This is a genomic window from Paraburkholderia sp. J10-1 (assembly GCF_905220165.1).
Taxonomy (GTDB): domain Bacteria; phylum Pseudomonadota; class Gammaproteobacteria; order Burkholderiales; family Burkholderiaceae; genus Paraburkholderia.
In genome coordinates this window covers 44048-65758 of the sequence record NZ_CAJMYW010000014.1, presented here as the reverse complement: position 1 = coordinate 65758, position 21711 = coordinate 44048, and the positions used below count along the sequence as shown (strand labels likewise).

At 65.8% G+C, this 21711-nt stretch carries 22 protein-coding genes; 15 read left to right on the top strand and 7 right to left on the bottom strand.

What is annotated here, in order from left to right; all coding sequences use genetic code 11:
* Positions 1-9 precede the first annotated feature (9 nt).
* Positions 10-1125, top strand: a complete 1116-nt coding sequence (locus U5A65_RS31535) for a Fic family protein (RefSeq protein WP_321914871.1) — start codon at positions 10-12, stop codon at positions 1123-1125.
* A gap of 82 nt (positions 1126-1207) precedes the next feature.
* On the opposite strand, the gene U5A65_RS31530 is transcribed toward U5A65_RS31535, so the two are convergent.
* From U5A65_RS31530 to U5A65_RS31510, 5 genes are all read right to left on the bottom strand, one after another.
* On the bottom strand, positions 1208-1987 hold the full coding sequence (locus U5A65_RS31530; RefSeq protein WP_069268088.1) for a peptidylprolyl isomerase: 780 nt from the start codon (positions 1985-1987) through the stop codon (positions 1208-1210).
* 71 nt (positions 1988-2058) lie between these two features.
* Positions 2059-2367 (bottom strand): BolA family protein, encoded by a 309-nt coding sequence (locus U5A65_RS31525; protein WP_321914872.1) that lies wholly within the window; start codon positions 2365-2367, stop codon positions 2059-2061.
* Positions 2364-2897: a septation protein A gene (locus tag U5A65_RS31520; protein ID WP_321948828.1), complete on the bottom strand. Its 534-nt coding sequence runs from the start codon at positions 2895-2897 to the stop codon at positions 2364-2366. Before U5A65_RS31520 ends, U5A65_RS31525 begins: the two co-directional genes overlap by 4 nt.
* 114 nt (positions 2898-3011) lie before the next feature.
* Positions 3012-3431, bottom strand: coding sequence for a peptide-methionine (R)-S-oxide reductase MsrB (msrB, locus tag U5A65_RS31515; protein ID WP_321914873.1), 420 nt, complete (start codon positions 3429-3431; stop codon positions 3012-3014).
* Between the two features lie 50 nt (positions 3432-3481).
* The gene (locus U5A65_RS31510; protein WP_321948827.1) at positions 3482-5080 is read right to left on the bottom strand and encodes a protein adenylyltransferase SelO; all 1599 of its coding nucleotides are present in this window, start codon (positions 5078-5080) and stop codon (positions 3482-3484) included.
* A gap of 167 nt (positions 5081-5247) precedes the next feature.
* Between U5A65_RS31510 and U5A65_RS31505 the strand changes: the two genes are divergently transcribed.
* The 9 genes from U5A65_RS31505 to U5A65_RS31465 all read left to right on the top strand — a co-directional run bounded on the left by U5A65_RS31505 (position 5248) and on the right by U5A65_RS31465 (position 15236).
* A complete protein-coding gene (locus tag U5A65_RS31505) occupies positions 5248-6936 on the top strand; it encodes a 3-(methylthio)propionyl-CoA ligase (RefSeq protein WP_321948826.1) in 1689 nt (562 codons plus the stop codon).
* Between the two features lie 237 nt (positions 6937-7173).
* Positions 7174-9255 carry a 3-hydroxyacyl-CoA dehydrogenase NAD-binding domain-containing protein gene (locus U5A65_RS31500; protein ID WP_321948825.1) on the top strand — a complete coding sequence of 694 codons (2082 nt, stop codon included), beginning with the start codon at positions 7174-7176 and terminating at the stop codon, positions 9253-9255.
* A gap of 33 nt (positions 9256-9288) precedes the next feature.
* Entirely contained in the window at positions 9289-9924 is a 636-nt protein-coding gene (gene pncA, locus U5A65_RS31495) for a bifunctional nicotinamidase/pyrazinamidase (RefSeq protein WP_321948824.1), read from the top strand.
* 53 nt (positions 9925-9977) lie between these two features.
* Positions 9978-11156, top strand: coding sequence for an acetyl-CoA C-acyltransferase (locus tag U5A65_RS31490; RefSeq protein WP_321937598.1), 1179 nt, complete (start codon positions 9978-9980; stop codon positions 11154-11156).
* 174 nt (positions 11157-11330) lie between these two features.
* Complete coding sequence (locus U5A65_RS31485) at positions 11331-11633, top strand: Dabb family protein (RefSeq protein WP_321914880.1); 303 nt, start codon at positions 11331-11333, stop codon at positions 11631-11633.
* Between the two features lie 89 nt (positions 11634-11722).
* A complete protein-coding gene (locus U5A65_RS31480) occupies positions 11723-12169 on the top strand; it encodes a PaaI family thioesterase (protein ID WP_321914932.1) in 447 nt (148 codons plus the stop codon).
* Between the two features lie 111 nt (positions 12170-12280).
* Positions 12281-13279: an NADP-dependent oxidoreductase gene (locus tag U5A65_RS31475; protein WP_321937596.1), complete on the top strand. Its 999-nt coding sequence runs from the start codon at positions 12281-12283 to the stop codon at positions 13277-13279.
* Positions 13280-13368: 89 nt separating this feature from the next.
* Positions 13369-14250: an SDR family oxidoreductase gene (locus U5A65_RS31470; protein ID WP_321948823.1), complete on the top strand. Its 882-nt coding sequence runs from the start codon at positions 13369-13371 to the stop codon at positions 14248-14250.
* Positions 14251-14273: 23 nt separating this feature from the next.
* A complete protein-coding gene (locus U5A65_RS31465; RefSeq protein WP_321948822.1) occupies positions 14274-15236 on the top strand; it encodes an alpha/beta hydrolase in 963 nt (320 codons plus the stop codon).
* Positions 15237-15243: 7 nt separating this feature from the next.
* Here the strand turns inward: U5A65_RS31465 and U5A65_RS31460 are convergent, their stop codons facing one another.
* The gene (locus U5A65_RS31460) at positions 15244-16098 is read right to left on the bottom strand and encodes an NRDE family protein (protein WP_321948821.1); all 855 of its coding nucleotides are present in this window, start codon (positions 16096-16098) and stop codon (positions 15244-15246) included.
* A 91-nt stretch (positions 16099-16189) separates the two neighbouring features.
* Positions 16190-17233, bottom strand: a complete 1044-nt coding sequence (locus U5A65_RS31455; protein ID WP_321948820.1) for a folate-binding protein — start codon at positions 17231-17233, stop codon at positions 16190-16192.
* Between the two features lie 77 nt (positions 17234-17310).
* On the opposite strand from U5A65_RS31455, the gene mltG reads away from it, so the two are divergent.
* The 5 genes from mltG to U5A65_RS31430 all read left to right on the top strand — a co-directional run bounded on the left by mltG (position 17311) and on the right by U5A65_RS31430 (position 21693).
* Positions 17311-18321: an endolytic transglycosylase MltG gene (gene mltG / locus U5A65_RS31450; RefSeq protein WP_321948819.1), complete on the top strand. Its 1011-nt coding sequence runs from the start codon at positions 17311-17313 to the stop codon at positions 18319-18321.
* On the top strand, positions 18322-18942 hold the full coding sequence (gene tmk / locus U5A65_RS31445) for a dTMP kinase (RefSeq protein WP_321937588.1): 621 nt from the start codon (positions 18322-18324) through the stop codon (positions 18940-18942). It abuts the gene before it with no gap.
* Between the two features lie 87 nt (positions 18943-19029).
* On the top strand, positions 19030-20073 hold the full coding sequence (locus U5A65_RS31440) for a DNA polymerase III subunit delta' (RefSeq protein ID WP_321937587.1): 1044 nt from the start codon (positions 19030-19032) through the stop codon (positions 20071-20073).
* Between the two features lie 41 nt (positions 20074-20114).
* Positions 20115-20900 carry a TatD family hydrolase gene (locus tag U5A65_RS31435; protein ID WP_321914889.1) on the top strand — a complete coding sequence of 262 codons (786 nt, stop codon included), beginning with the start codon at positions 20115-20117 and terminating at the stop codon, positions 20898-20900.
* Between the two features lie 67 nt (positions 20901-20967).
* Entirely contained in the window at positions 20968-21693 is a 726-nt protein-coding gene (locus tag U5A65_RS31430; RefSeq protein WP_321914890.1) for an ankyrin repeat domain-containing protein, read from the top strand.
* Positions 21694-21711: the final 18 nt, after the last annotated feature.

The window sequence follows — 21711 nt, the reverse complement described above, 5'->3', positions numbered from 1 at the left end:
AATCGCCGCATGAATAGCGGCGAATACACCTACATCTGGCAAGCCGGCGACTGGCCTCAGTGGCGCTTCGATCTGACGGCGCTCGCCGAGCCCATGGCCGAGGTCAGTCGCGCCCAAGGCTTGCTGGTGGGCCGGCTGGCCGATGTCGGCATGGCGCTGCGCGATCAGGCGAGCCTCGCGGCGCTCACGGAGGACGTGCTCAAGACGAGCGAGATCGAAGGCGAACAGCTCAATGTCGCCTCCGTGCGCTCGTCCATTGCGCGTCGAATGGGCGTGGACATCGGGGCGCTCGCGCCGGTGGATCGCCACGTTGAAGGCGTTGTGGAAATGGTGCTTGACGCGACCACCAACAGCCGCGCGCCGGTCACGCGCGAGCGCCTGTTCGGCTGGCACGCCGCGCTGTTTCCTACGGGCTACGCGGGTCTCTCGCGAATCAACGTCGGCGCATGGCGCGACGATGCGAGCGGGCCCATGCAGGTGATCTCGGGGCCGATTGGCCGTCAGCGCGTGCATTTCGAGGCACCGCCCGCGACCCGGCTGGAGGCCGAGACGCGGCGCTTTCTCGACTGGCTCAACGGCCCGGCACAGGAGCCGCCGCTCATCAAGGCCGCCCTCGGCCATCTATGGTTCGTCACGCTGCACCCGTTCGACGACGGCAACGGCCGGGTGGCGAGAGCCATCGGCGACTTGCTGCTCGCGCGCGCGGACGGCAGTGCGCAGCGCTTTTACAGCCTCTCCGCGCAGATCCAGCGGGAGCGCAAGGGCTATTACGACATTCTGGAGCGCACGCAGCGCGGCTCGATGGACGTCACGCTGTGGCTCGCCTGGTTCTTCGACACGCTGCATCGTGCGGTCGATCAGGCGCAGATCACGCTGGACGCGGTGCTCGCCAAGGCGCGTTTCTGGCGCGACTGGGCCACGACGCCGTTCAACGAGCGGCAAGTCAAGCTGCTCAACCGTCTGCTCGACGGTTTCGACGGCAAGCTCACGAGCGGGAAGTGGGCCGCCATCGCCAAATGTTCGTCCGATACCGCGTTACGCGACATCAACGATCTCGTGGCGCGCGGCGTGCTGCGCAAAGCGCAGGGCGGCGGGCGCAGCACGAGCTACGAGCTCAACGCGTAGCCACAAACAAAAACCCCGCGCCTTCGAAAGGTCGCGGGGTTCTTACGAGCGGCGCAAGTGACGCATGTGCCGCGATTCGGCCTTACTGAATCTTCGCTTGCTTGCGCAGATTCTCTTCGAACGCCTGCAGCTTTTCCTGCTGGATCTGCTGAACGATCTGCGGGCGCACCTGCTCGAGCGGCGGCGGCGTGACCGGGCGGATATCGTCCACGCGGATGATGTGCCAGCCGAACTGCGTGTGCACCGGCGTATCGGTCATCTGGCCTTTCTGCAGATGCGTGGCCGCGGCCGCGAATTCCGGCACATACGCCTTCGGGTCCGACCAGTCGAGGTCGCCGCCGTTCTTGGCCGAGCCCGGGTCCTTCGAGTATTGTTTCGCGAGGTCTTCGAAGCTGGCGCCGGCCTTGATCTTCGCGATCAGGTCCTTGGCCTGCTGCTCGTTGTCCACGAGGATGTGGTGCAGGTGGTATTCGCTGCCGCCCGCGTCCTTCGTGAGCTGGTCGTAGCGCGCCTTGACTTCGGCGTCGGTCGGCTGGTTGTTCTTCACGAAGTTCTGAATCAGCGCGCGCAGCACGACGGTCTGCTGGGCCACGGCGATTTGCGCCTTCACGTCGGGGTTGTTCGGAATGCCCTCGCGAATGGCTTCCTGCATGAGGATTTCGCGGTTCACGAGCTCTTCGCGCACCGCCATTTGCAGTTGCGGCGAATCCTGCTGGCCTTGTTGGACGAGTTGCTGGACCAGCGCATCGGCGCGCGCTTTGGGAATCGGCGTGCCGTTCACGACGGCGATGTTCTGCGCAAAGGCGGGGGCCGCCGCGCACGCAGCCAGCAACACCCAGAGATGGGTCTTCTTCAAGGTCATCGGAAAGTCCTAACGGGGCGAACCAAAATGGCGAACAAAAGAATCAAGCAGATCGAAATCTAACGTGGGGCTTACCGGGGCAGCGCCGCGGCTTCTTCGGGCGTGAGCGCCGTGATCGCGAGTGCGTGAATGCCGCGCTGCATGGCTTCGGCCAGCGCATCATACACCATGCGATGCCTTGCCACGCGGGCTTTCCCCGCGAATGCGGGCGCAACGATCGTGACATGATAGTGACCGCCGGCAGCGGCGCCGGCGTGTCCGGCGTGCTGCGCGCTGTCGTCGCGCACCTCGATGGAAACGGGCGCGAGCGCCGCGGTCAGGCGCGTTTCGATGAGCGCCATGCGCTCGGCCGGGCTCGCGTTGAGAAAGACGTCGCTCATTCTTCTTCCTTCATGTAACGCGAAAGCCACAGGCTCTGGCCGACGATGAACACCACCAGGATGCCGGTCGCGCCGAAGAGCTTGAAGTCGACCCACGCGTCGGTGGAGAAGTGGAACGCCACGAACAGATTGAGAATGCCGAGCAGCGCGAAGAAGATCGACCACACGACGTTCAGTTGCGTCCAGATGCGCGGCGGCAGCGTGATCTGCTTGCCCATCATCGCTTCGATGAGGTTCTTGCCGAAGGCCACTTGCGAAACGAGCAGCACGACCGAGAACGCCCAGTAGAGCACCGTGGGTTTCCACTTGATGAAGGTTTCGTCGTGCAGCATCAGCGTGGCGCCGCCGAACACGACGACGATGCCAAGCGAAAGCCACAGCATCGGGTCGACCTTGCGGTGGCGGAACGCCACCCAGGCGATCTGCACGAGCGTCGCACCGATCGCCACGGCCGTCGCCGTGAAGATGCCCCACAGCTTGAATGCGACGAAAAAGAGGATGATCGGGAACAGATCAAACAGGAATTTCATTATCGGCCTGAGAGGTTACAAAATGAGCCCCGTGCAAAAGAGGGCACGTCGCTTTCAAGGCCCTGTTTCACCCGATGGGGCCCCGCGCGGGGCGCGGGGCTGCCTTGCCAGCGTTCACTTGGGCTCGAATTGTAGCGCAGCCGAATTGATGCAATACCGAAGGCCCGTCGGGGCCGGACCATCTTCGAACACGTGGCCGAGGTGTGCGCCGCAGTTCTTGCAGCGCACCTCGATGCGCAGCATGCCGTGCGTACGGTCGGTTTTCTCCTCGATCACCTCGCCGTTGATCGGGCGGAAGTAGCTCGGCCAGCCGCAACCCGCGTCGAATTTCGTGTCGGACTCGAAGAGCGGCGTGCCGCAGCACACGCAGTCGTACACACCCCGGTCGAAGTGGTCCCAGTACTTGCCCGTGAACGCGCGCTCGGTCGCGGCGTGGCGCGTGACCTGGTACTGCGTTTCGTCGAGCTGCTCCCGCCATTGCTCGTCGGCTTTGTAGCCCGGGTAGGCGGTGGAGTTATGGTCGTCCTGGCTCATGTTGGGTTCCTGTCGGGTGGGAAACACGGATCACGTAGATGGGGGCGCGCTCACGAAGAGCAACTGACTTCGAGCGAACTCGCCCAGTCGGGCGGCAGCCCCGCGTACGACGCGTGCTCGGGCTGCTCGTCGAATGGCCGCTCCAGCACCTTCGCGAGCCGTTCGACCTCGCTGAAGTCCTTTTGCGCGGCGCGCTCGATCGCGGTTTGCGCGAGGTGATTGCGCAGCACGTATTTCGGATTCGTGCGGTTCATCGCCTCGGCGCGCGCGGCGTCGTCGCGTGTTTCGTGCGCAAGGCGCGCGCGGTAGTCGGCCGCCCAGGCGTCGAAGGCGGCGCGATCGAGAAAGAGGTCGCGCACGGACGTGTCGCCGCTCGCGTCATGCTTCGACACGCGCGCGAGATTGCGATACGTGAGCGTGAAATCGGCCCGGTTGGCATGCATGATTTCGAAGAGCTTGTTCGCGAGCGCGTCGTCGCCTTCGCGCGCATGCGCGAGGCCGAGCTTCGCGCGCATGCGCGCTTCGAGTGCCGGCGCGAAGTGCCCCTTGAAGCGCTCGAGCACGCCTTGCGCGTCGGCCACCACGCGCTCGCCGCGCTTCTTTTCGTCGGCGATGTCGTAGTGCGCGCCGAACAGCGGCACCAGGGCCTGCGCGAGGCAAAAGAGATTCCAGTAGCCGATCTGCGGCTGCATGCGGTACGCGTAGCGGCCCTGCGAATCCGAATGATTGCAGATGTGGTTCGCGTCGAAGCCGTCCATGAAGCCGAACGGACCGTAGTCGATCGTGAGGCCGAGAATCGACATGTTGTCGGTATTCATCACGCCGTGGCAAAAGCCCACGGCCTGCCACTCGACCATCAGCGCCGCCGTGCTGCGCACCGCTTCGTCGAGCAGGGCGAGGTACGGGTCGTCGGCTTCGCGCAGTTGCGGGTAGAAGCGCGCGATCACGTGGTCGGCGAGCGCACGCAGCGCGTCCACGTCGTCGTGCGAGTAGAAGTGCTCGAAGTGGCCGAAGCGCACGAAGCTCGGCGACACGCGCGTGACGACCGCGGCCGTTTCCATCTCTTCGCGGCGCACGGGCTGGTCGGAGCCGGTGACCGTGAGCGCGCGCGTGGTCGGAATGCCGAGATGATGCATGGCCTCCGAGCACAGGAATTCGCGGATCGACGAGCGCAGCACCGCGCGGCCGTCGCCCATGCGCGAGTAGGGCGTGCGGCCCGCGCCCTTGAGCTGGATCTCGTTGCGTTTGCCCTCGTGCCCGACTTCACCGAGCGTGAGTGCGCGGCCGTCGCCGAGCTGGCCTGCCCATACGCCGAACTGGTGGCCCGAGTAGACCGTTGCGTACGACATGGTCGATGGCGAGCGCTCGCGCGTGAAATTCCCGCAAAAGAACGCGGCGAACGCGGGATCGGCAGCAGCGGATGCATCGAGCCCGAGTTGCGCGGCCATGCCCTTCGAAAAGCCGACGACGTAGGGTGCTGGCAGCGGCGCGCCCGGCAGCCGCGTATAGAAGCGGGCGCCGAGCGCGGCAAAGGCGTCGTCGCGCGGCGCGATCAAGGCGCGTTCGAAGTCGGCGAGCGGACCGGTGGCGGGCGTGTGCGTAGCGGACGAGCCGCCTTGGGATTCGGGTGTGCCTGGTGAAAACGACATATTGAGGGCCTGTTGAATACTCGATATTGTAATTCCGCACCCGCCGGCGTGCTGGAGCACGTTCGAAGCCTGCCGGCGTGCCGCCCGATGCGCGAAAGTAAAACGCGAAAGCGCGACGCGAAAGATTACGACACACAACGCCGATCAACGCGAGGAGACCGCCAACGATGAGTGCGCCGCTGCTGGGACAGATGATGGATGTGCCGCTCACGCTCTCGTCGTTGATCGCGCATGCGGCGCGCCATCATGGCAGCGCGCAGATCGTCTCGCGCCGTATCGAGGGCGATATTCATCGCTACACCTACCGCGAATGCGAGGTGCGCTCGAAGCAGCTTGCACAGGCGCTCATCGCGCTTGGCGTGGCGCCGGGCGAGCGCGTGGGCACCCTGGCCTGGAATGGCTATCGGCATCTCGAAGCGTATTTCGGCGTGACCGGTTTCGGCGCCGTGTGCCACACCATCAATCCGCGTCTTTTTCCCGAGCAGATCGCATGGATCGTCAATCACGCCGACGACCGCTACGTGCTGTTCGACATCACGTTCGCTGCGCTCGTCGATACGATCGCGCCGCAATGCCCGAACGTACGCGGCTGGATCGCGCTGTGCGACGAGTCGCACCGGCCGCCCATGCGCACGGAAGTGCTCTGCTACGAAACACTGCTCGCGGCGCAAGACGGCAACTACACGTGGCCCGAACTCGACGAGCGTAGCGCGTCGAACCTTTGCTACACGTCCGGCACCACGGGCAATCCGAAGGGCGCGCTCTACACGCACCGGTCTTCGGTGCTGCACGCCTACGCCGGCTCGCTGCCCGACGCGCTGGGATTATCCGCGCTCGACGCCATTCTGCCCGTCGTGCCGATGTTCCATGTGAATGCGTGGGGCATCCCGCATGCCGCGCCGCTCACGGGCACGAAGCTCGTGCTGCCCGGCAAGGATCTCGACGGCAAGTCGCTCTACGAACTCATGGAGGCCGAAGGCGTGACCGCCTCGGCCGGCGTGCCGACTGTCTGGCTCGGCCTGCTCGCGTACATGCGCGGCGCGGGCGTGCGCTTTTCCACGCTCAAGCGCACGGTGATCGGCGGTTCGGCGTGCCCGCCCGCCATGCTGCGCACCTTCGAGGACGACTACGGTGTGCAGGTGATCCACGCGTGGGGCATGACGGAGATGTCGCCGCTCGGCACGCTTGCGAAGCTCAACTGGGAGCAGTCGAAGCGCCCGCGCGAAGCGCAGCAAGCGCTGCTCGAGAAGCAAGGGCGCGTGATTTTCGGCGTGGACATGAAGATCGTCGGCGAGAACGGGCGGGAGCTGCCGTGGGACGGCGTGACGTTCGGCGACCTGCATGTGCGCGGGCCGTGGGTGATCGACCGCTACTTCCGGCAGGACGGAGGCTCGCCGCTCGTGGAAGGCTGGTTCCCCACGGGCGACGTCGCCACGATCGACCCCGACGGCTTTCTGCACATCACCGACCGCAGCAAGGACGTGATCAAGTCGGGCGGCGAGTGGATCAGTTCGATCGACCTCGAAAACATCGCGGTGGCGCATCCGGCCATTGCGGAGGCAGCGTGCATTGCGTGCGCGCATCCGCGCTGGACCGAGCGGCCGCTCATCGTTGCCGTGAAGAAGCCCGGCGCCACGGTCGCACGCGAGGAACTGCTGGCCTTCTTTGAAGGCAAGGTCGCGAAATGGTGGCTGCCCGACGACGCCGTGTTCGTCGAGGAATTGCCGCACACGGCAACGGGCAAGCTGCAAAAGCTCAAGCTGCGCGAGCAGTTTCGCTCGTACGTGCTGCCGACTGCGCTTGCGGTGGAAGGTTGCCCGTTCGATCCGGCGCAAGACGTCGCGAAACACGACTAAACCACAGCGCGCAACCGCGCAAAGGTTCTCCGGCGCAGCCTCTGGCTGCGTTTTTTTTTCTTCCGACTTTTGCCCGCCGGCCCGCCAGATCCGCCCATTCAGTACAAACCCTGGCATGCGCAGCGCAGCAAAAAATTGAACGAACGTTCTTTTTTGGGTATTCTGCCTGCTGACCGGGAATGTCGGACAATGAAGCCGACGACGCACATCGCGGCCCGCAAGCATGGAGGCAGGCAAATGGCAGTGGACTACACGACTCGCGACGGCGTTGCCGTCATCACGCTCAATAATCCGCCCGTCAACGGCCTCGGGCATTCGACCCGCGCGGGCATTGTCGAGGGCCTCGCGCGCGCCGCGAGCGATCCGGCCGTTTCGGCCATCGTGATCACGGGCGCCGGCAAGGCGTTCTCGGGCGGCGCGGACATCACCGAATTCAATACGCCCAAGGCGATGCAGGAGCCCACGCTCCACACCGTCATCAAGGAAGTCGAGAAGAGCGCGAAGCCGGTCGTCGCCGCGATCCACAGCGTGGCGATGGGCGGCGGTCTCGAACTGGCGCTCGGCGCGCACTACCGTATTGCCGCGCCGGGCGCGCAGATCGCGCTGCCGGAAGTGAAGCTCGGCATTCTGCCGGGCGCGGGCGGCACGCAGCGCCTGCCGCGTGCGATCGGCCTCGAAGCCGCCCTCAACATGATCGTGACGGGCGCTCCGGTGATGAGCGAAAAGCTCGCGAATTCGGGGCTGTTCGACGCGATGGCGCAAGGCGATCTGCTCGAAGAGGCCATCGCTTTCGCGCGCAAGGCGGCTGACAAGCAAGGGCCGCATCCGCTCGTGCGCAACCGCAAGATCGAGCATCCGAACCCCGAGGGCTTCCTGCAGTTCTCGCGCAACACCGTTGGCGCGATGGCGAAGAACTATCCCGCGCCGGTGAAGTGCGTGGATGCCATCGCAGCGGGCGTGAAGCAGGGCTTCGACAAGGGTCTCGTGTTCGAGCGCGAATGCTTCCTCGAACTCGTGCAGACGCCGGAAAGCCGCGCGCTGCGCCACGCGTTCTTCGGCGAGCGTGCCGCGAGCAAGATTCCCGACGTGCCGTCGAGCACGCCCACGCGCGACATCCAGCAGGTGGCCGTGATCGGCGCGGGCACGATGGGCGGCGGCATCACGATGAACTTCCTCAACGCGGGCCTGCCCGTCACGCTGCTCGAAACGAAGCAGGAAGCGCTCGACCGCGGCGTCGCCACGATCCGCAAGAACTACGAAGCCCAGGTCAAGAAGGGCAAGCTCACGCAGGAGAAGGTGGAAGCGCGCATGGCGCTCATCAGCCCGACGCTTTCCTACGACGATCTCAAGCAAGCCGATCTCATCATCGAAGCGGTGTTCGAAGAACTCGGCGTGAAGGAGCAGGTGTTCAAGCGCCTCGACGAAGTCGCCAAGGCCGGCGCGATTCTCGCCTCGAACACCTCGACGCTCGACGTCGACAAGATCGCGGCCTTCACGAAGCGTCCGCAGGACGTGGTGGGTCTGCACTTCTTTAGCCCTGCCAACGTAATGAAGCTGCTCGAAGTCGTGCGCGGCAAGGAAACGGCCAAGGACGTGCTCGCCACCGTCATGCAGGTCGCGAAGAAGATCCGCAAGACGGCCGTGGTGTCGGGCGTGTGTGACGGCTTCATCGGCAACCGCATGATCGAGCAGTACGTGCGCCAGGCGCTCTATATGCTCGAAGAAGGCGCGCTGCCCGCGCAGGTGGATCGCGCGATCGAAAAGTTCGGCTTCGCCATGGGCCCGTTCCGCATGAGCGACCTGGCCGGCAACGATATCGGCTGGGCGATTCGCAAGCGCCGTTATCAGGAACACCCGGACATGAAGTACTCGAAGATCGCCGACCGCCTGTGCGAAACCGGCCGCTTCGGGCAGAAGACCGGCGCGGGCTGGTACGACTACAAGGCGGGCGAGCGCAACGCGCTGCCTTCGAAGCTCGTGGACGACATGATCGTGGCGTACTCGAAGGAAGCCGGTGTCGAGCGCCGCAAGATCAGCGACGAGGAAATCGTCGAGCGTCTCGTGTTCTCGCTCGTCAACGAAGGCGCGAAGATTCTCGAAGAGGGCATCGCCTCGAAGGCGTCCGACGTCGACATGGTCTATCTCACGGGCTACGGCTTCCCGCTGTGGCGCGGCGGCCCGATGCTGTACGCCGACACGGTCGGCCTCTATAACGTCGAGCGCGCCATTCGCCGCTATGCGCAGCAGCGCAACGGCGAGGCGTGGGAAGTCGCGCCTTCGATCGTCGAGCTGGCTGCCAAGGGCGGTACGTTCAACTAAGTTTCATCGAGAGCGAACAGGCGGACGAACATCATGAGAAGCGCAGACGACGTGCTCCTGCTGATCGACCTGCAATACGACTTCATGCCGGGCGGGGCGCTTGCCGTCGCGCATGGCGATGAAGTCGTGCCGGTCGCCAACCGGCTCGCGCAGGGCTTCAGCCATGTGGTGCTCACGCAGGACTGGCACCCGGCGCAGCACGTTTCGTTTGCGGCCAACCACGCGGGGCGCGCGCCGTTCGAGACAACGACGCTGCCCTATGGCGAGCAGGTGCTGTGGCCCGTGCATTGCGTGCAGGGCACTGAAGGCGCGGCGTTGCATCGCGACCTGAATGTGCCGCACGCGCGCGCGGTGATCCGCAAGGGCCATCACGCCGACGTGGACAGCTACTCCGCGTTTCTCGAAGCCGACCGCAAGACGCCCACGGGCCTCGCGGGTTACTTGCGCGACGTGGGTGTGAAGCGCGTGTACTGCTGCGGCCTCGCGACCGACTATTGCGTGGCGTGGTCCGCGCTCGACGCGCGCGCCGCGGGCTTCGAAACCGCGCTGATCGAAGACGCTTCGCGCGCCATCGACCTGAACGGCTCGCTTGCCGCCGCGTGGGAGCAGTTGCTCACCGCCGGCGTGAAGCGCGCGCAGTCGGCCGAGGTGCTCGCATTGTCCGCTTGAACGTTCGAACAAAGACATCCTCTGGATTCAATATTCGTAGTGGGAGACATCGCATGACTGACGCCGTAATCGTATCGACCGCCCGCACGGGCCTCGCCAAGTCCTGGAAGGGCGCCTTCAACATGACGCACGGCGCCACGCTGGGCGGCCATGTGACGCAAGCCGCCGTCGAGCGCGCGAAGATCGACCCCGCGCGCGTGGAAGACGTGATCATGGGCTGCGCGAATCCCGAAGGCGCGACTGGCGCGAATATCGCGCGCCAGATCGCGCTGCGCGCGGGCCTGCCCGTGAGCGTGGCGGGCATGACGGTGAACCGTTTCTGTTCGTCCGGACTCCAGACGATCGCGCTCGCCGCGCAACGCGTGATCGCGGGCGAAGGCGACGTGTTCGTCGCGGGCGGCGTGGAGTCGATCTCGTGCGTGCAGAACGAGATGAACCGCCACATGATGGCCGAAGGCTGGCTCAACCAGCACAAGCCCGAAATCTACTGGAGCATGCTGCAAACGGCCGAGAACGTCGCGAAGCGCTATGAAATCTCGAAGGAGCGCCAGGACGAGTACGGCGTGCAGTCGCAGTTGCGCGCTGCGGCCGCGCAGGCCGCGGGCCGCTTCAACGACGAAATCGTGCCGATGACGGTGCTCGCCGGTGTCGCCGACAAGGCCACCGGCCAGCTCGTCACGAAGGAAGTGACGATCGCCGCCGACGAAGGCATCCGCGCCGACACCACGCTCGAAGGCGTGTCGAAGATCCGCACGGCGATGCCGGGCGGCGTCATCACCGCCGGCAACGCGAGCCAGTTCTCGGACGGCGCGAGCGCCTGCGTCGTGATGAACGCGAAGGTCGCGGAGCGCGAAGGCCTGCAGCCGCTCGGCATCTTCCGCGGTTTTGCCGTGGCGGGCTGCGAGCCGGACGAGATGGGCATCGGTCCCGTCTTCGCGGTGCCCAAGCTCCTCAAGCAGACGGGCCTGAAGGTCGAGGACATCGGCCTGTGGGAGTTGAACGAAGCGTTCGCAGTGCAGGTGCTGTATTGCCGCGACAAGCTCGGCATTCCCGCCGACCGCCTGAACGTGAATGGCGGCGCGATTGCCGTCGGCCACCCGTATGGCGTGTCGGGCGCTCGCCTCACGGGCCACGCGCTCATCGAAGGCAAGCGCCGCGGCGCGAAGTTCGTCGTGGTGACGATGTGCATCGGCGGCGGGCAGGGCGCTGCAGGCCTCTTCGAAGTCGTTTGACGCAGGGCGCGGCGGATTCGCAAGCGTCCGCCGCTGTCCCGGCCAGGCCACCGCTTTGCGCGCGTTGACGTGCGCCGGGCCGCCCTCGCGCCCAGGCCGCTGCAGGTATCATGACGGCTGTCGGCGCGCGCACGGTGCGGCGCCTGTTCCCATGCAGACAGAAGAGGTGAGTTCGTGATTCGTCATATCGTGATGTGGAAGCTAAAGGAGTCGGCCGAAGGTGCGACGCGTGCCGAGAATGTCGTGAAGTTCAAGGCATTGCTCGAAGGCTGCCGCAACCTCGTGCCGGGCACGCTGCACCTCGAAGTCGGTGTGGCCGCGCCGGGTCTCGCTTCCACGTTCGACCTCGTGCTCGTTTCCGATTTCGCCGATCAGGCCGCACTCGACGGTTATCAGGACCATCCTGAGCATCTCGTTGTGAAGCAGTTCGCGAAGCTTGTGGTCGAGTCGCGCCAGTGCGTGGATTACGTGGTCTGACGCGCATCATGATCGGTACCGCAGATCAATCCCCGGGCGGCGGCGCGCCAGAAGGCGAAGCGCAGCAACACCCGCAAACGTCGCTCACTATCATTGAAAGTCCCTTCGTCGAGCATCTCGGCGCGCAGCTCGTGAGCGCGCGCGACGGGGCAAGCGAAGTCGTGTTGCCGCTCGCCGAGCGGCATCTGAATACGTGGGACGTCGCGCACGGCGGCGTGACGATGACGCTTGCCGACATCGCACTTGCGATGGCGGCCCGCAGCGTCGCCGCCGACGGCGTGGGTGTCGTCACCGTCGAAATGAAAGTGAACTTCATGCAGCCGGGGCGCGGCGAATTGCGCGCCAGCGGCCGCGTGCTGCACCGTTCCACCACCATGGCCTATTGCGAAGGCGAGATTCGCGACAGCGAAGGCCATTTCGTCGCCAAGGCGCTCGGCACCTTCAAGTACATGCGCCGGCTTGCGGTGGGCCGCGACGTGACGCGTCAGCGTTTGCGCAGCGATCCCAGCGCGCGGCCGGGCCCGAGCGACGGTTAATACGCGTGATCGGGCGCGAGCGAGGGCTTTGCTCGCGCGCACCCGATCACGGTTCTCTTGCGCGGCAGGCGTGCAACGCCTCGCCGTGCCCAACAAAGCAACACGGACGCCATGACCCAGACCAATCGCCAGATCCTGCTCGCTTCGCGCCCGGAAGGCGCCGCGAGCGTCGATAACTTCCGCCTCGTCACAACGCCGCTCGCACCGCTCGAAGAGGGCCAGGTGCGCGTGCGCAACCACTACCTCTCGCTCGACCCGTACATGCGCGGGCGGATGAGCGACAGCAAGTCGTACGCGGCGCCGCAGCCGCTCGACTCGGTGATGATCGGCGGCACGGTGGGCGAGGTGGTCGAATCGCACAACGCGAAGTTCAAGGTCGGCGACAAGGTCGTGGGCATGTTCGGGTGGCAGGAGTTCGGCACGTCGAACGGCAGCGACCTGCGCGTCGTCGATACGACCCACGTGCCGCTTGCCGCGTACCTCGGGCCCGTGGGCATGCCGGGCGTCACCGCGTGGTACGGCCTGAATCGCATCATCGAGCCGAAGGCCGGGCAAACCGTGGTCGTGAGCGCGGCGAGCGGCGCGGTGGGCAGTGTGGTCGGCCAGCTCGCGAAGCGCGCGGGCTGCCGTGCCGTGGGTATTGCCGGCGGCGCGGACAAATGCCGCTATGTCGTCGAGACGCTCGGTTTCGACGCCTGCGTCGATTACAAGGCGGGCAATCTCTATCAGGACCTCAAGGCGGCGACGCCGGACGGCGTGGACGGCTACTTCGAGAACGTCGGCGGCGCGGTGCTCGACGCCACGCTCGCGCGCATGAACGCGTTCGGGCGCATCGCGCTGTGCGGCATGATCGCGGGCTACGACGGCGAGCCGATGCCGCTGAAGTATCCGCAACTGCTGCTCACGCAGCGCCTGCTCGTGCAGGGTTTCATCGTGAGCGAGCACATGGAAGTGTGGCCGCAGGCGCTCACGGAACTGGGTACGCTGGTCGCGAAGCAGCAGCTCGCGTATCGCGAGAGCGTGGCCGAAGGGCTCGAGAATGCGCCGGGCGCGTTCCTTGGTATGCTCAAGGGCCAGAACTTCGGCAAGCAGCTGGTCAAGCTGATTTAACGGTTTCACTGATAGAAGCAAGCGCCCGGAAAGGGCGCTTCGCTTTTCCGTGCGCAGTATTCACCGCAACCTTCACCGCAGGATTCGCAATGTCCGAACCGTTTGAGTTCGACGGCCGCGTGGTCGTCATCACGGGCGCGGCAAGCGGCTTTGGCCGCGCGTTTGCGCAGCAGGCCGCAGCGCTTGGCATGAAGCTCGTGCTTGCCGATGTCGATCAGGCGCTGCTCGACGAAACCGTCCATGCACTGCGCGAAGGCGGCGCACAGGCCATCGGCGTGCGTACCGACGTGCGCGACGCCGCGCAGGTCGACGCGCTCGCGAATGCCGCGCTCGATGCCTACGGCAAAGTGCATCTGCTTTTCAACAACGCAGGCGTTGGCACCGGCGGCTTCGTGTGGGAGAGCAGCGCAAAGGACTGGGACTGGGTGTTCGGCGTGAATGTGATGGGCGTGGCCAACGGCGTGCGCAGCTTCACGCCGCTCATGCTCGAACAGGGCGAGCGCGCGCATATCGTCAACACGGCTTCGGTGGCGGGGCTGCTATCGCCGCCTGCCATGGGCGTGTACAACGCGTCGAAGCATGCGGTGGTCTCGCTGACCGAAACGCTCTATCACGACCTGAAGAACGTGAGCGACCGCGTGAGCTGCTCGCTGCTGTGCCCCGCCTTCGTGCCGACCGGTATTGCGAATGCCGAGCGCAGCCGCCCCGGCGAGTTGCGCAACGAAACGCCGCTCACGCGCTCGCAGCAGGCCGCCGATCTGCAGTTGCAGCGCGCGGTGCGCTCCGGCAAGCTCACGCCCGACGACGTCGCGAAAGTGACGTTCGACGCCGTGCGGGAAGGGCGTTTCTATATCCTCACGCATCCGCAGATTCTCGCTTCGGTGAAGCTGCGTCATGAGGATATCGAAACATTGCGCAATCCGACCGATCCGCTCTCGCTCAAACCTGAAGTCAAGAAAACGCCGCAATAAAAGCGGCGCACGGGGTCCGTGCCATGCCTCTCACCGCGAAGATCGCACTCGTGCTCGACATGGTGGCCCGCACGGGCCGCGCGCCGTATCACGAGCAGACGGCGCAGGCGGCGCGCGCCGAGTATGAAAAAGGCGCGACGGTGCTCGAAATCCCCGCTGCACCGATGCATGGCGTGGAAGACCTGCAGGTGTCAGTGCGCGACGGCGCAACGATCCGCGCGAGGCTTTACCTGCCGGTCGAACCGACCTGGGCGGAACCCCTGCCTGTGCTCGTCTACTATCACGGCGGCGGCTTCACGATCGGCAGCGTCGACACGCACGATGCGCTTTGCCGCATGTTCGCGCGCGATGCACGCTGCGCCGTGTTTTCGGTGGACTACCGGCTCGCGCCCGAACATCGTTTCCCGACGGCGGTGCACGACGCGTTCGACGCCTACACATGGCTCCACGCGCACGCGGCCGAGTTTGCGCTGGATGACTCACGCTTCGCCGTGGGCGGCGACAGTGCGGGCGGCACGCTCGCTACGGTCTGCGCAGTGCTGGCGCGCGACGCGGGTATCGCGCCCGTGCTGCAGCTGCTGTTCTATCCGGCCGTGAGCGCGCATCAGCAGACCGAATCGCACAAGCGTCTTGCAGATGGCCATTTGCTGACCGCACCGACTATCCAGTGGTTCTTCGATCACTATGTACGCGACAACTCGGATCGCGACGACTGGCGTTTTGCGCCGCTCGACGGCATGCGCGGCGAGCCGGATTTTCGCGGCGTCGCTCCGGCATGGATCGGTGTGGCCGAGTTCGATCCTCTAGTGGACGAAGGCGTGGCCTATGCGCAAAAGCTGCGCGATGCAGCCAACGAGGTCACGCTCGAGCGATTCGACGGCGTGATTCACGAGTTCATCAAGATGGGCGCGTTCATCGACGAGGCGCGGCGCGCCCAGCTGCAGGCTGTCCACGCGCTGCGTGCGGCGCTCGGCACGGGCGACTAAAGCGCGCTTAGCCTCTTTCGACCGTGTAGGTCTCGTGGCGCTCGAAGGCACCCGGGCGCGCGACACGGTGCGAGCCGTCGTCGTCGCTGCGCTCTATCGCTTCCACATCCAGAAGGGCGCCGCGCAGCGTGACACGCAGCGCCGTGGTGCCGCGCGTGCCGTAATCGGGCGTTTCGATGAAGGCCGCGGAAAGCGCGCGTTCGCGCTCCAGTGAAATACCCGTAGCGGGCAAGTCGCGGTCGGGCGCGACTTGCGGGTCCCGCATCATCTCTACGAGCCGTGTGAGCGGCACCTGCGCGTCGCCTCCTGCGAGTTGCGCGAGTTCGGCGCGCTTGCGCACGAGCTTGGGCCACGGTGTGTCGAGCACGGCGTTCGAAATACCGTGCGTGCCTTCGGGCAGCAACGCGGGCGCACGGTCCGCGCGATTGCAGTACCACGCAAGCTCGCGCCTCGCCCAGTCGCCGACGATCAGATTGAAGCCGTTGTAGAGGTCGCCCGAGCGCGCGATTTCGTCGAGATAGCCGAGCGGCGTATCGGGCAGATCCTGCGCGCCGGTGAGCCAGCGCGAGACGAGCGTGCCGCGCGTGGGTGCGTCGGGGCGCATGTCGTTCGGCGCGCGATAGTTCGTGAGCGCGGCGAAGCGGCCGCTGCGCGTCATGCCAAGCCAGGTGCCGCCGCCCACGAGATCGCGGCCCGCCAGCACGCCCGTTGCCGAACTGCCCGGCGACGTGATGTCGTCCGAGGCGTTCCACCAGTGCAGGGGATCGGCGGTGCGGCGCAGGAACTCGTCGCGGTTGGCCGCGAGCGTGAAAAGCGCGCCAGCGTTCGCGCGCGGACGCCAGTCGAAGACGATCAGGCACATGGGGTGGGCCCTTGCAGGGTCGGGAGTGGGGCCGCGCCCACGCGTTGAGAGACGCGGGGCGCCTCACTCGCAATGGACGCGGTGTGCGGCGTCAAACTTCGGCAGGCAACGCGTACGGCAGCGGCAGCACGCGCAGCGCGGGGCCGTCCGCGGCGCCGAGATGCACGCTGCCCGTTTCGAGCGCGGCAAGCTTGATTTCGGCGAGCAGATCGACGCCGCCCTCGGGCGCGGCTGCCGCGTTCACGACCATGCCGCACGGCTGGCTCGGGTCGTCCGAATGGAACAGTTCGACGCCGGCATGCGCGGCGTCCAGGCTCGCGGCCACATTGGCGAGCGCGGTACGGCGCTTGATCGTGCCGCGATACTGGCTGCGCGCGACGATTTCCTGGCCCGGATAGCAGCCCTTGCGGAAATTCACACCGCCCAGCACGTCGTAATTGACCATTTGCGGCACGAACTGCTCGCTCACGGCCTGCGTGATGCGCGGCTCGCCCGCGCGAATGTCGAGCCAGTCCCACACCGCCGGCGACACGCGCTGCACCGCACCGTCGAGCTTCTCGAGGCGCGCCTGCACGGCTTCCTTAGGGCCGACCCACAGATAACGCAGCACGCCGGCCGCGTCGGGCACGCGGATCAGCGTGCCTGCGGGGTCGTCCACTTTCACGTGCACGCCGTCTGGCAGGGCGTCGAACACGCTCGCGAGCGCGCCGCGCACGTCGCCCGCAAGGCCCACCACGAGCAGCTTGTCGGTGTCGTCGGTGAGCTTGGCCTTGGCGCGCAGCACGAACATCGACAGGCGTTTTTGCACCGTTGCCTGCACGTCCTTCGAGATCAGGAGGCGGATCGTGTCGCCCGTCTTCCAGGTGAGGAACGAGGCAAGCAGACGCCCCTTGGGCGAGCAGTAGCCTGCAAGGCGCGCACCGGCTACGTCGAGATGCTGGACGTCGTTGGTGAGCTGGCTGTGCAGGAAGGTCGCCGCGTCGTCGCCATTGGCGTCGATCACGCCGAACTGCGGCAGGATCGCGTAGGCGCCCCCTTGCAGAACGGCGTCGAAGTCGGCCGCGCCTGGAGGCGCATCGGCAGGGGAAAATTCAGGAGCGGAGAGCGTGGAAGCGGGATCGAGCGGTGAGTTCATGGATTCGGGGAACAGTCAATCCTGACTTTAGCGAAGGCAAGCAGTTATTATATGAGGTCCCCCTGAGTCGTGTTTCCATGTCCCTCCTGAAGAAATGCCTTGTTGCCGGCGCCGCGCTAGTCGTGATTGGCGCCGCCGCGGCGGGCGGCGTATGGCGCTGGGCCACCACGCCGCTCGAACTTGCCGCTCCACAGCTCGACGTCACCATCAAGCCGCACAGCACCGTGCGCAGCGTCACGCTGCAATTGCGGCGCGGCGGCGTGCCCGTGCAAACGCAGCTTTTCGTGCTCATGACGCGGGCGCTCGGCCTGCAGAGCCAGCTCAAATCGGGCAACTACGAGTTCAAGGCGGGTGTCACGCCGTATGACGTGCTCCAGAAGATGGCGCTCGGCGACGTGAACGAGTCCGTGGCCACGATCATCGAAGGCTGGACCTTCAAGCACATGCGCGCCGAACTCGACGCGAACCCCGCGCTGCGGCACGACACGGCCGGCATGACCGATGCTGAGCTGCTTGCCGCGATCGGCGCGCCGGCCGCGCCGAACGGCAGCGGGGAAGGGTTGTTTTTCCCCGACACTTATCTCTTCGACAAGGGCGCGAGCGATCTCGATGTCTATCGCCGCGCCTACCATCTGATGCAAACGCGTCTGACTGAAGCGTGGAGCGCGCGCGCGCCTGGCTTGCCGCTCAAGTCGCCCTACGAGGCGCTGACGCTCGCTTCGCTCGTGGAGAAAGAGACGGGCCGCGCCGCCGACCGCGCGCTCGTGGCGGCCGTGTTCTCGAACCGGCTGAAAGTGGGCATGCCGCTGCAGACGGACCCGGCCGTGATCTACGGCCTCGGCGACACCTACGCGGGGCATTTGCGCAAGCGCGATCTGCAGTCGGACACTCTTTACAATACCTACCTGCGCCTTGGGTTGCCGCCAACACCCATTGCGCTGCCCGGCGCCGCGGCGATCGAGGCGGCGCTCAATCCGGCATCGACGGCCGCGCTGTACTTCGTGGCGCGCGGCGACGGCAGCAGCGTTTTTTCAGACAATCTTGTCGACCACAACAAGGCCGTCGACAAATACATCCGGGGTAACTAAATGGCGCGGGGCCGATTCATCACGTTCGAAGGCATCGACGGCGCGGGCAAGACCACGCATCTCGCCTGGTTTCGCGATCAGCTCGTCGAGAAACTCGCGCCCTCGGGCCGAACGGTCGTCATGACGCGCGAACCCGGCGGCACACCGCTTGGCGAATCGATCCGCGATCTCGTGCTGCATCAGCCGATGGACCTCGAAACCGAGGCGCTGATGATGTTCGCGGCGCGCCGCGAGCACCTCGCCAAGGTGATCGAGCCCGCGCTCGCGCGCGGCGACTGGGTGCTGTCCGACCGCTTCAGCGATGCCACCTTCGCCTACCAGGGCGGCGGCCGCGGGCTGCCGCGCGACAAGCTCGAAACGCTGGAGCGCTGGGTGCAGGGCGGGTTCCAGCCAGACCTCACCGTACTGTTCGACCTGCCGCCCGATACGGCGAGCGAACGGCGAGGTGCGGCGCGCGAGCCCGACCGCTTCGAAAGCGAATCCGACGCGTTCTTCAATCGCACGCGCACCGAGTACTTGCGCCGTGCGGAAGAGGCGCCGTACCGTTTCGCGATCATCGATTCGTCGCAGGGTATCGACGCGATTCGCGCCAAGCTCGAGCAAGTGATTGCAACACTCTGATTTCAAAGCGATATTTGGTGCTTTTATATGGCTGCACGATTTTTGTGTAACTTCTCGTGAAAGTCGTCTAACCAATTGATTTTAAAGATGATCTATCCTTGGCAAACCGACGACTGGCAACGCCTGCAGCAACTGCGCAGCCACTGGCCGCATGCGCTGCTGCTGCACGGCCAGGCGGGTATCGGCAAGCTCCAGTTCGCCCAGCATCTGGCGAAGGGACTGCTCTGCGAAGCGCCGCAGGCCAACGGCGAGCCGTGCGGCGCCTGTGCGGCGTGCAACTGGTTTGTTCAGGGCAATCATCCGGATTACCGGATCGTCGTGCCGGAGGCTCTGGCGGGTGAAATCGGCCAGGCCGGCGACGACGACGCCAAGGCTGAGAAAGCAGACAAGGGTGACGGCGAAGAAGGCAAGAAGGGCCGCGCGCCGAGCAAGGAAATCCGCATCGAGCAGGTGCGCGCGCTGCTCGACTTCACAGGCGTGGGCTCGCACCGCGGCGGCCTGCGTGTGGTCGTGCTGTACCCGGCCGAGGCGCTGAACGTCGCCGCCGCGAACGCGCTGCTGAAGACGCTCGAAGAGCCGCCTGCGGGTGTGGTGTTCCTCGTCGTATCGGCGCGCATCGACCGCCTGCTGCCGACCATCATCAGCCGTTGCCGGCAGTGGCCCATGGGCACGCCCGCGCCCGAAGCCGCCACGGCCTGGCTCGCGCAGCAGGGCGTGGACGACGCGCCGGCGCTGCTCGCCGAAGCCGGCGGCGCGCCGCTCGCGGCGCTCGCGCTCGCGAACGACGAAAACCGCACGCTGCGCGACTGGACGCTGGCCCAGCTCGCGGCGGGCCCGGCTTGCGACGCTTTTGCCTGTGGCGAGACGCTGCAAAAGCTGCCGGTGCCGCTCGTGCTCGGCTGGCTGCAGCGCTGGGTCTACGATCTGCTCGCCCAGCACACCGCAGGCCGTCCGCGCTATTTCCCGCAGGCCACGAACGGCCTCGCGCGCTGCGCCGCGAAGCTCGACGCGGCGGCGCTGGCGCGCTACCTGAAAACGGTCACGCGCCAGCGCGCCGTGGAAAACCATCCGCTGAATGCGCGCCTCGTGTTCGAGGAACTCTTTCTCGGCTATCGTGAACTGTTCGCCTGACGCTCGCGCTCCGGCCTGAATCTTTCATCGCAGGACCACCCATGTTTGTCGATTCACATTGCCACATCAACTTCGAGGGCCTCGGCGACCGCCTCCCGCAGGTGCTCGAGAACATGCGCGAGAACGCCGTCACGCACGCGCTGTGCGTGTCGGTGGACCTCGAAACGCTGCCTTCGGTGCTCGACATCGCGAGCCGCTACGAGAACGTCTACGCGTCGGTGGGCGTGCATCCCGACCACGAGCACATGCGCGAGCCCAGCGTGGCCGAACTGGTCGAGCTGGCCGAGCATCCGAAGGTGATCGCGATCGGCGAAACGGGGCTCGATTACTATCGCCTGGGCGAGCGCACGATCGCCGACATGGAATGGCAGCGCGAGCGTTTTCGCACCCACATTCGCGCGGCGCACGCCACGGGCAAACCGCTCATCGTCCATACGCGCGCGGCTTCCGACGACACCCTGCGCATCATGGAAGAAGAGCGCGCGGGCGAGCCCGGCGGCGTGATGCATTGCTTCACGGAACCGTGGGCGATTGCCGAGCGCGCACTTGCGCAGAATTTTTACATCTCGCTTTCGGGCATCGTGACGTTCAAGAGCGCGACGGATGTGCAGGAGGTCGCGCGCCGCGTGCCGATCGAGCGCCTTTTGATCGAAACCGATTCGCCATACCTTGCGCCAGTGCCATTTCGTGGCAAACCCAATGAACCTGCGTACGTGAGCCATGTCGGAAGATTCATTGCCCAGCAACGCGGGTTGCCGGACGCCGAACTCGGCGCTGTCACCACACAGAACTTTTTCCGGCTCTTCAAGATCCAGCCTCAGGCTTGAATCGCAAACCGCATGCTGTCAATGGTGTTAAATATCAACGACATAGCAGATAACGTTAAGGCTTGACATGAACTCGAAACCGCTTCCGCACGCCGCAAACCCTGTCCGCCGTACCGCCGCCGCGCTCGTGCTCGGCGTCGCCGCCACGCTGTTTGGCGCCGCGGCCCACGCCGCTCCGATCGACTCGCTCATCAAGAGCGTCAAGTTCGACGACGACAAGGGCGTGCAAAAAGCGCTCGCAAACGGCATGGACCCGAACGCCACGGACGACCAGGGCATGCCGCTCCTCGTGATCGCGGCGCGCGAGAAGTCCGACAAGGTTGGGGCGGTGCTGCTCGACAACCCGAAGACGAACATCGCCGCCGAAGACCGTGCAGGCGAAAACGCGCTGATGCTGGCCTCGCTGAACGGCGACGTGGACTTCGTGAAGCTGCTCATCGCCAAGGGCGCCGAGGTCAACAAGAAGGGCTGGACGCCGCTGCACTACGCCGCCGCGAACGGCAACGACGACGTTGCGAAGCTCCTGATCGGCTATTCGGCCGACGTCAACGCGCTCTCGCCCAACGGCACGACGCCGCTGATGATGGCCGCGCGCGGCGACCATCTCACGACGCTCCAGATGCTGCTCGAGCACGGCGCGACGCTCGGCGCCAAGAACCAGATCGGCATGACGGCGCTCGATTTCGCGCGCCAGTACAAGGCGCCGGACGCGATCAAGGACCTGACGGCGCGCATGACGCAGGCTGGCCTCTCCACGGCGGCCCCGGCAGCGCCGCAAAACAGTGCAAAATAATGGGGATGAAGGCGGCCG

Bases quoted from the DNA above. Each gene is read 5' to 3' on its own strand.
- U5A65_RS31520 (WP_321948828.1), bottom strand. From the start codon at position 2,897: ATGAAATTCCTGTTTGATCTGTTCCCGATCATCCTCTTTTTCGTCGCA.
- U5A65_RS31525 (WP_321914872.1), bottom strand. From the start codon at position 2,367: ATGAGCGACGTCTTTCTCAACGCGAGCCCGGCCGAGCGCATGGCGCTC.
- mltG (WP_321948819.1), top strand. From the start codon at position 17,311: ATGTCCCTCCTGAAGAAATGCCTTGTTGCCGGCGCCGCGCTAGTCGTG.
- U5A65_RS31465 (WP_321948822.1), top strand. From the start codon at position 14,274: ATGCCTCTCACCGCGAAGATCGCACTCGTGCTCGACATGGTGGCCCGC.
- U5A65_RS31430 (WP_321914890.1), top strand. From the start codon at position 20,968: ATGAACTCGAAACCGCTTCCGCACGCCGCAAACCCTGTCCGCCGTACC.
- U5A65_RS31435 (WP_321914889.1), top strand. From the start codon at position 20,115: ATGTTTGTCGATTCACATTGCCACATCAACTTCGAGGGCCTCGGCGAC.
- U5A65_RS31505 (WP_321948826.1), top strand. From the start codon at position 5,248: ATGAGTGCGCCGCTGCTGGGACAGATGATGGATGTGCCGCTCACGCTC.
- U5A65_RS31460 (WP_321948821.1), bottom strand. From the start codon at position 16,098: ATGTGCCTGATCGTCTTCGACTGGCGTCCGCGCGCGAACGCTGGCGCG.
- U5A65_RS31455 (WP_321948820.1), bottom strand. From the start codon at position 17,233: ATGAACTCACCGCTCGATCCCGCTTCCACGCTCTCCGCTCCTGAATTT.
- msrB (WP_321914873.1), bottom strand. From the start codon at position 3,431: ATGAGCCAGGACGACCATAACTCCACCGCCTACCCGGGCTACAAAGCC.
- pncA (WP_321948824.1), top strand. From the start codon at position 9,289: ATGAGAAGCGCAGACGACGTGCTCCTGCTGATCGACCTGCAATACGAC.
- U5A65_RS31535 (WP_321914871.1), top strand. From the start codon at position 10: ATGAATAGCGGCGAATACACCTACATCTGGCAAGCCGGCGACTGGCCT.
- U5A65_RS31510 (WP_321948827.1), bottom strand. From the start codon at position 5,080: ATGTCGTTTTCACCAGGCACACCCGAATCCCAAGGCGGCTCGTCCGCT.
- tmk (WP_321937588.1), top strand. From the start codon at position 18,322: ATGGCGCGGGGCCGATTCATCACGTTCGAAGGCATCGACGGCGCGGGC.
- U5A65_RS31490 (WP_321937598.1), top strand. From the start codon at position 9,978: ATGACTGACGCCGTAATCGTATCGACCGCCCGCACGGGCCTCGCCAAG.
- U5A65_RS31440 (WP_321937587.1), top strand. From the start codon at position 19,030: ATGATCTATCCTTGGCAAACCGACGACTGGCAACGCCTGCAGCAACTG.
- U5A65_RS31475 (WP_321937596.1), top strand. From the start codon at position 12,281: ATGACCCAGACCAATCGCCAGATCCTGCTCGCTTCGCGCCCGGAAGGC.
- U5A65_RS31530 (WP_069268088.1), bottom strand. From the start codon at position 1,987: ATGACCTTGAAGAAGACCCATCTCTGGGTGTTGCTGGCTGCGTGCGCG.
- U5A65_RS31470 (WP_321948823.1), top strand. From the start codon at position 13,369: ATGTCCGAACCGTTTGAGTTCGACGGCCGCGTGGTCGTCATCACGGGC.
- U5A65_RS31500 (WP_321948825.1), top strand. From the start codon at position 7,174: ATGGCAGTGGACTACACGACTCGCGACGGCGTTGCCGTCATCACGCTC.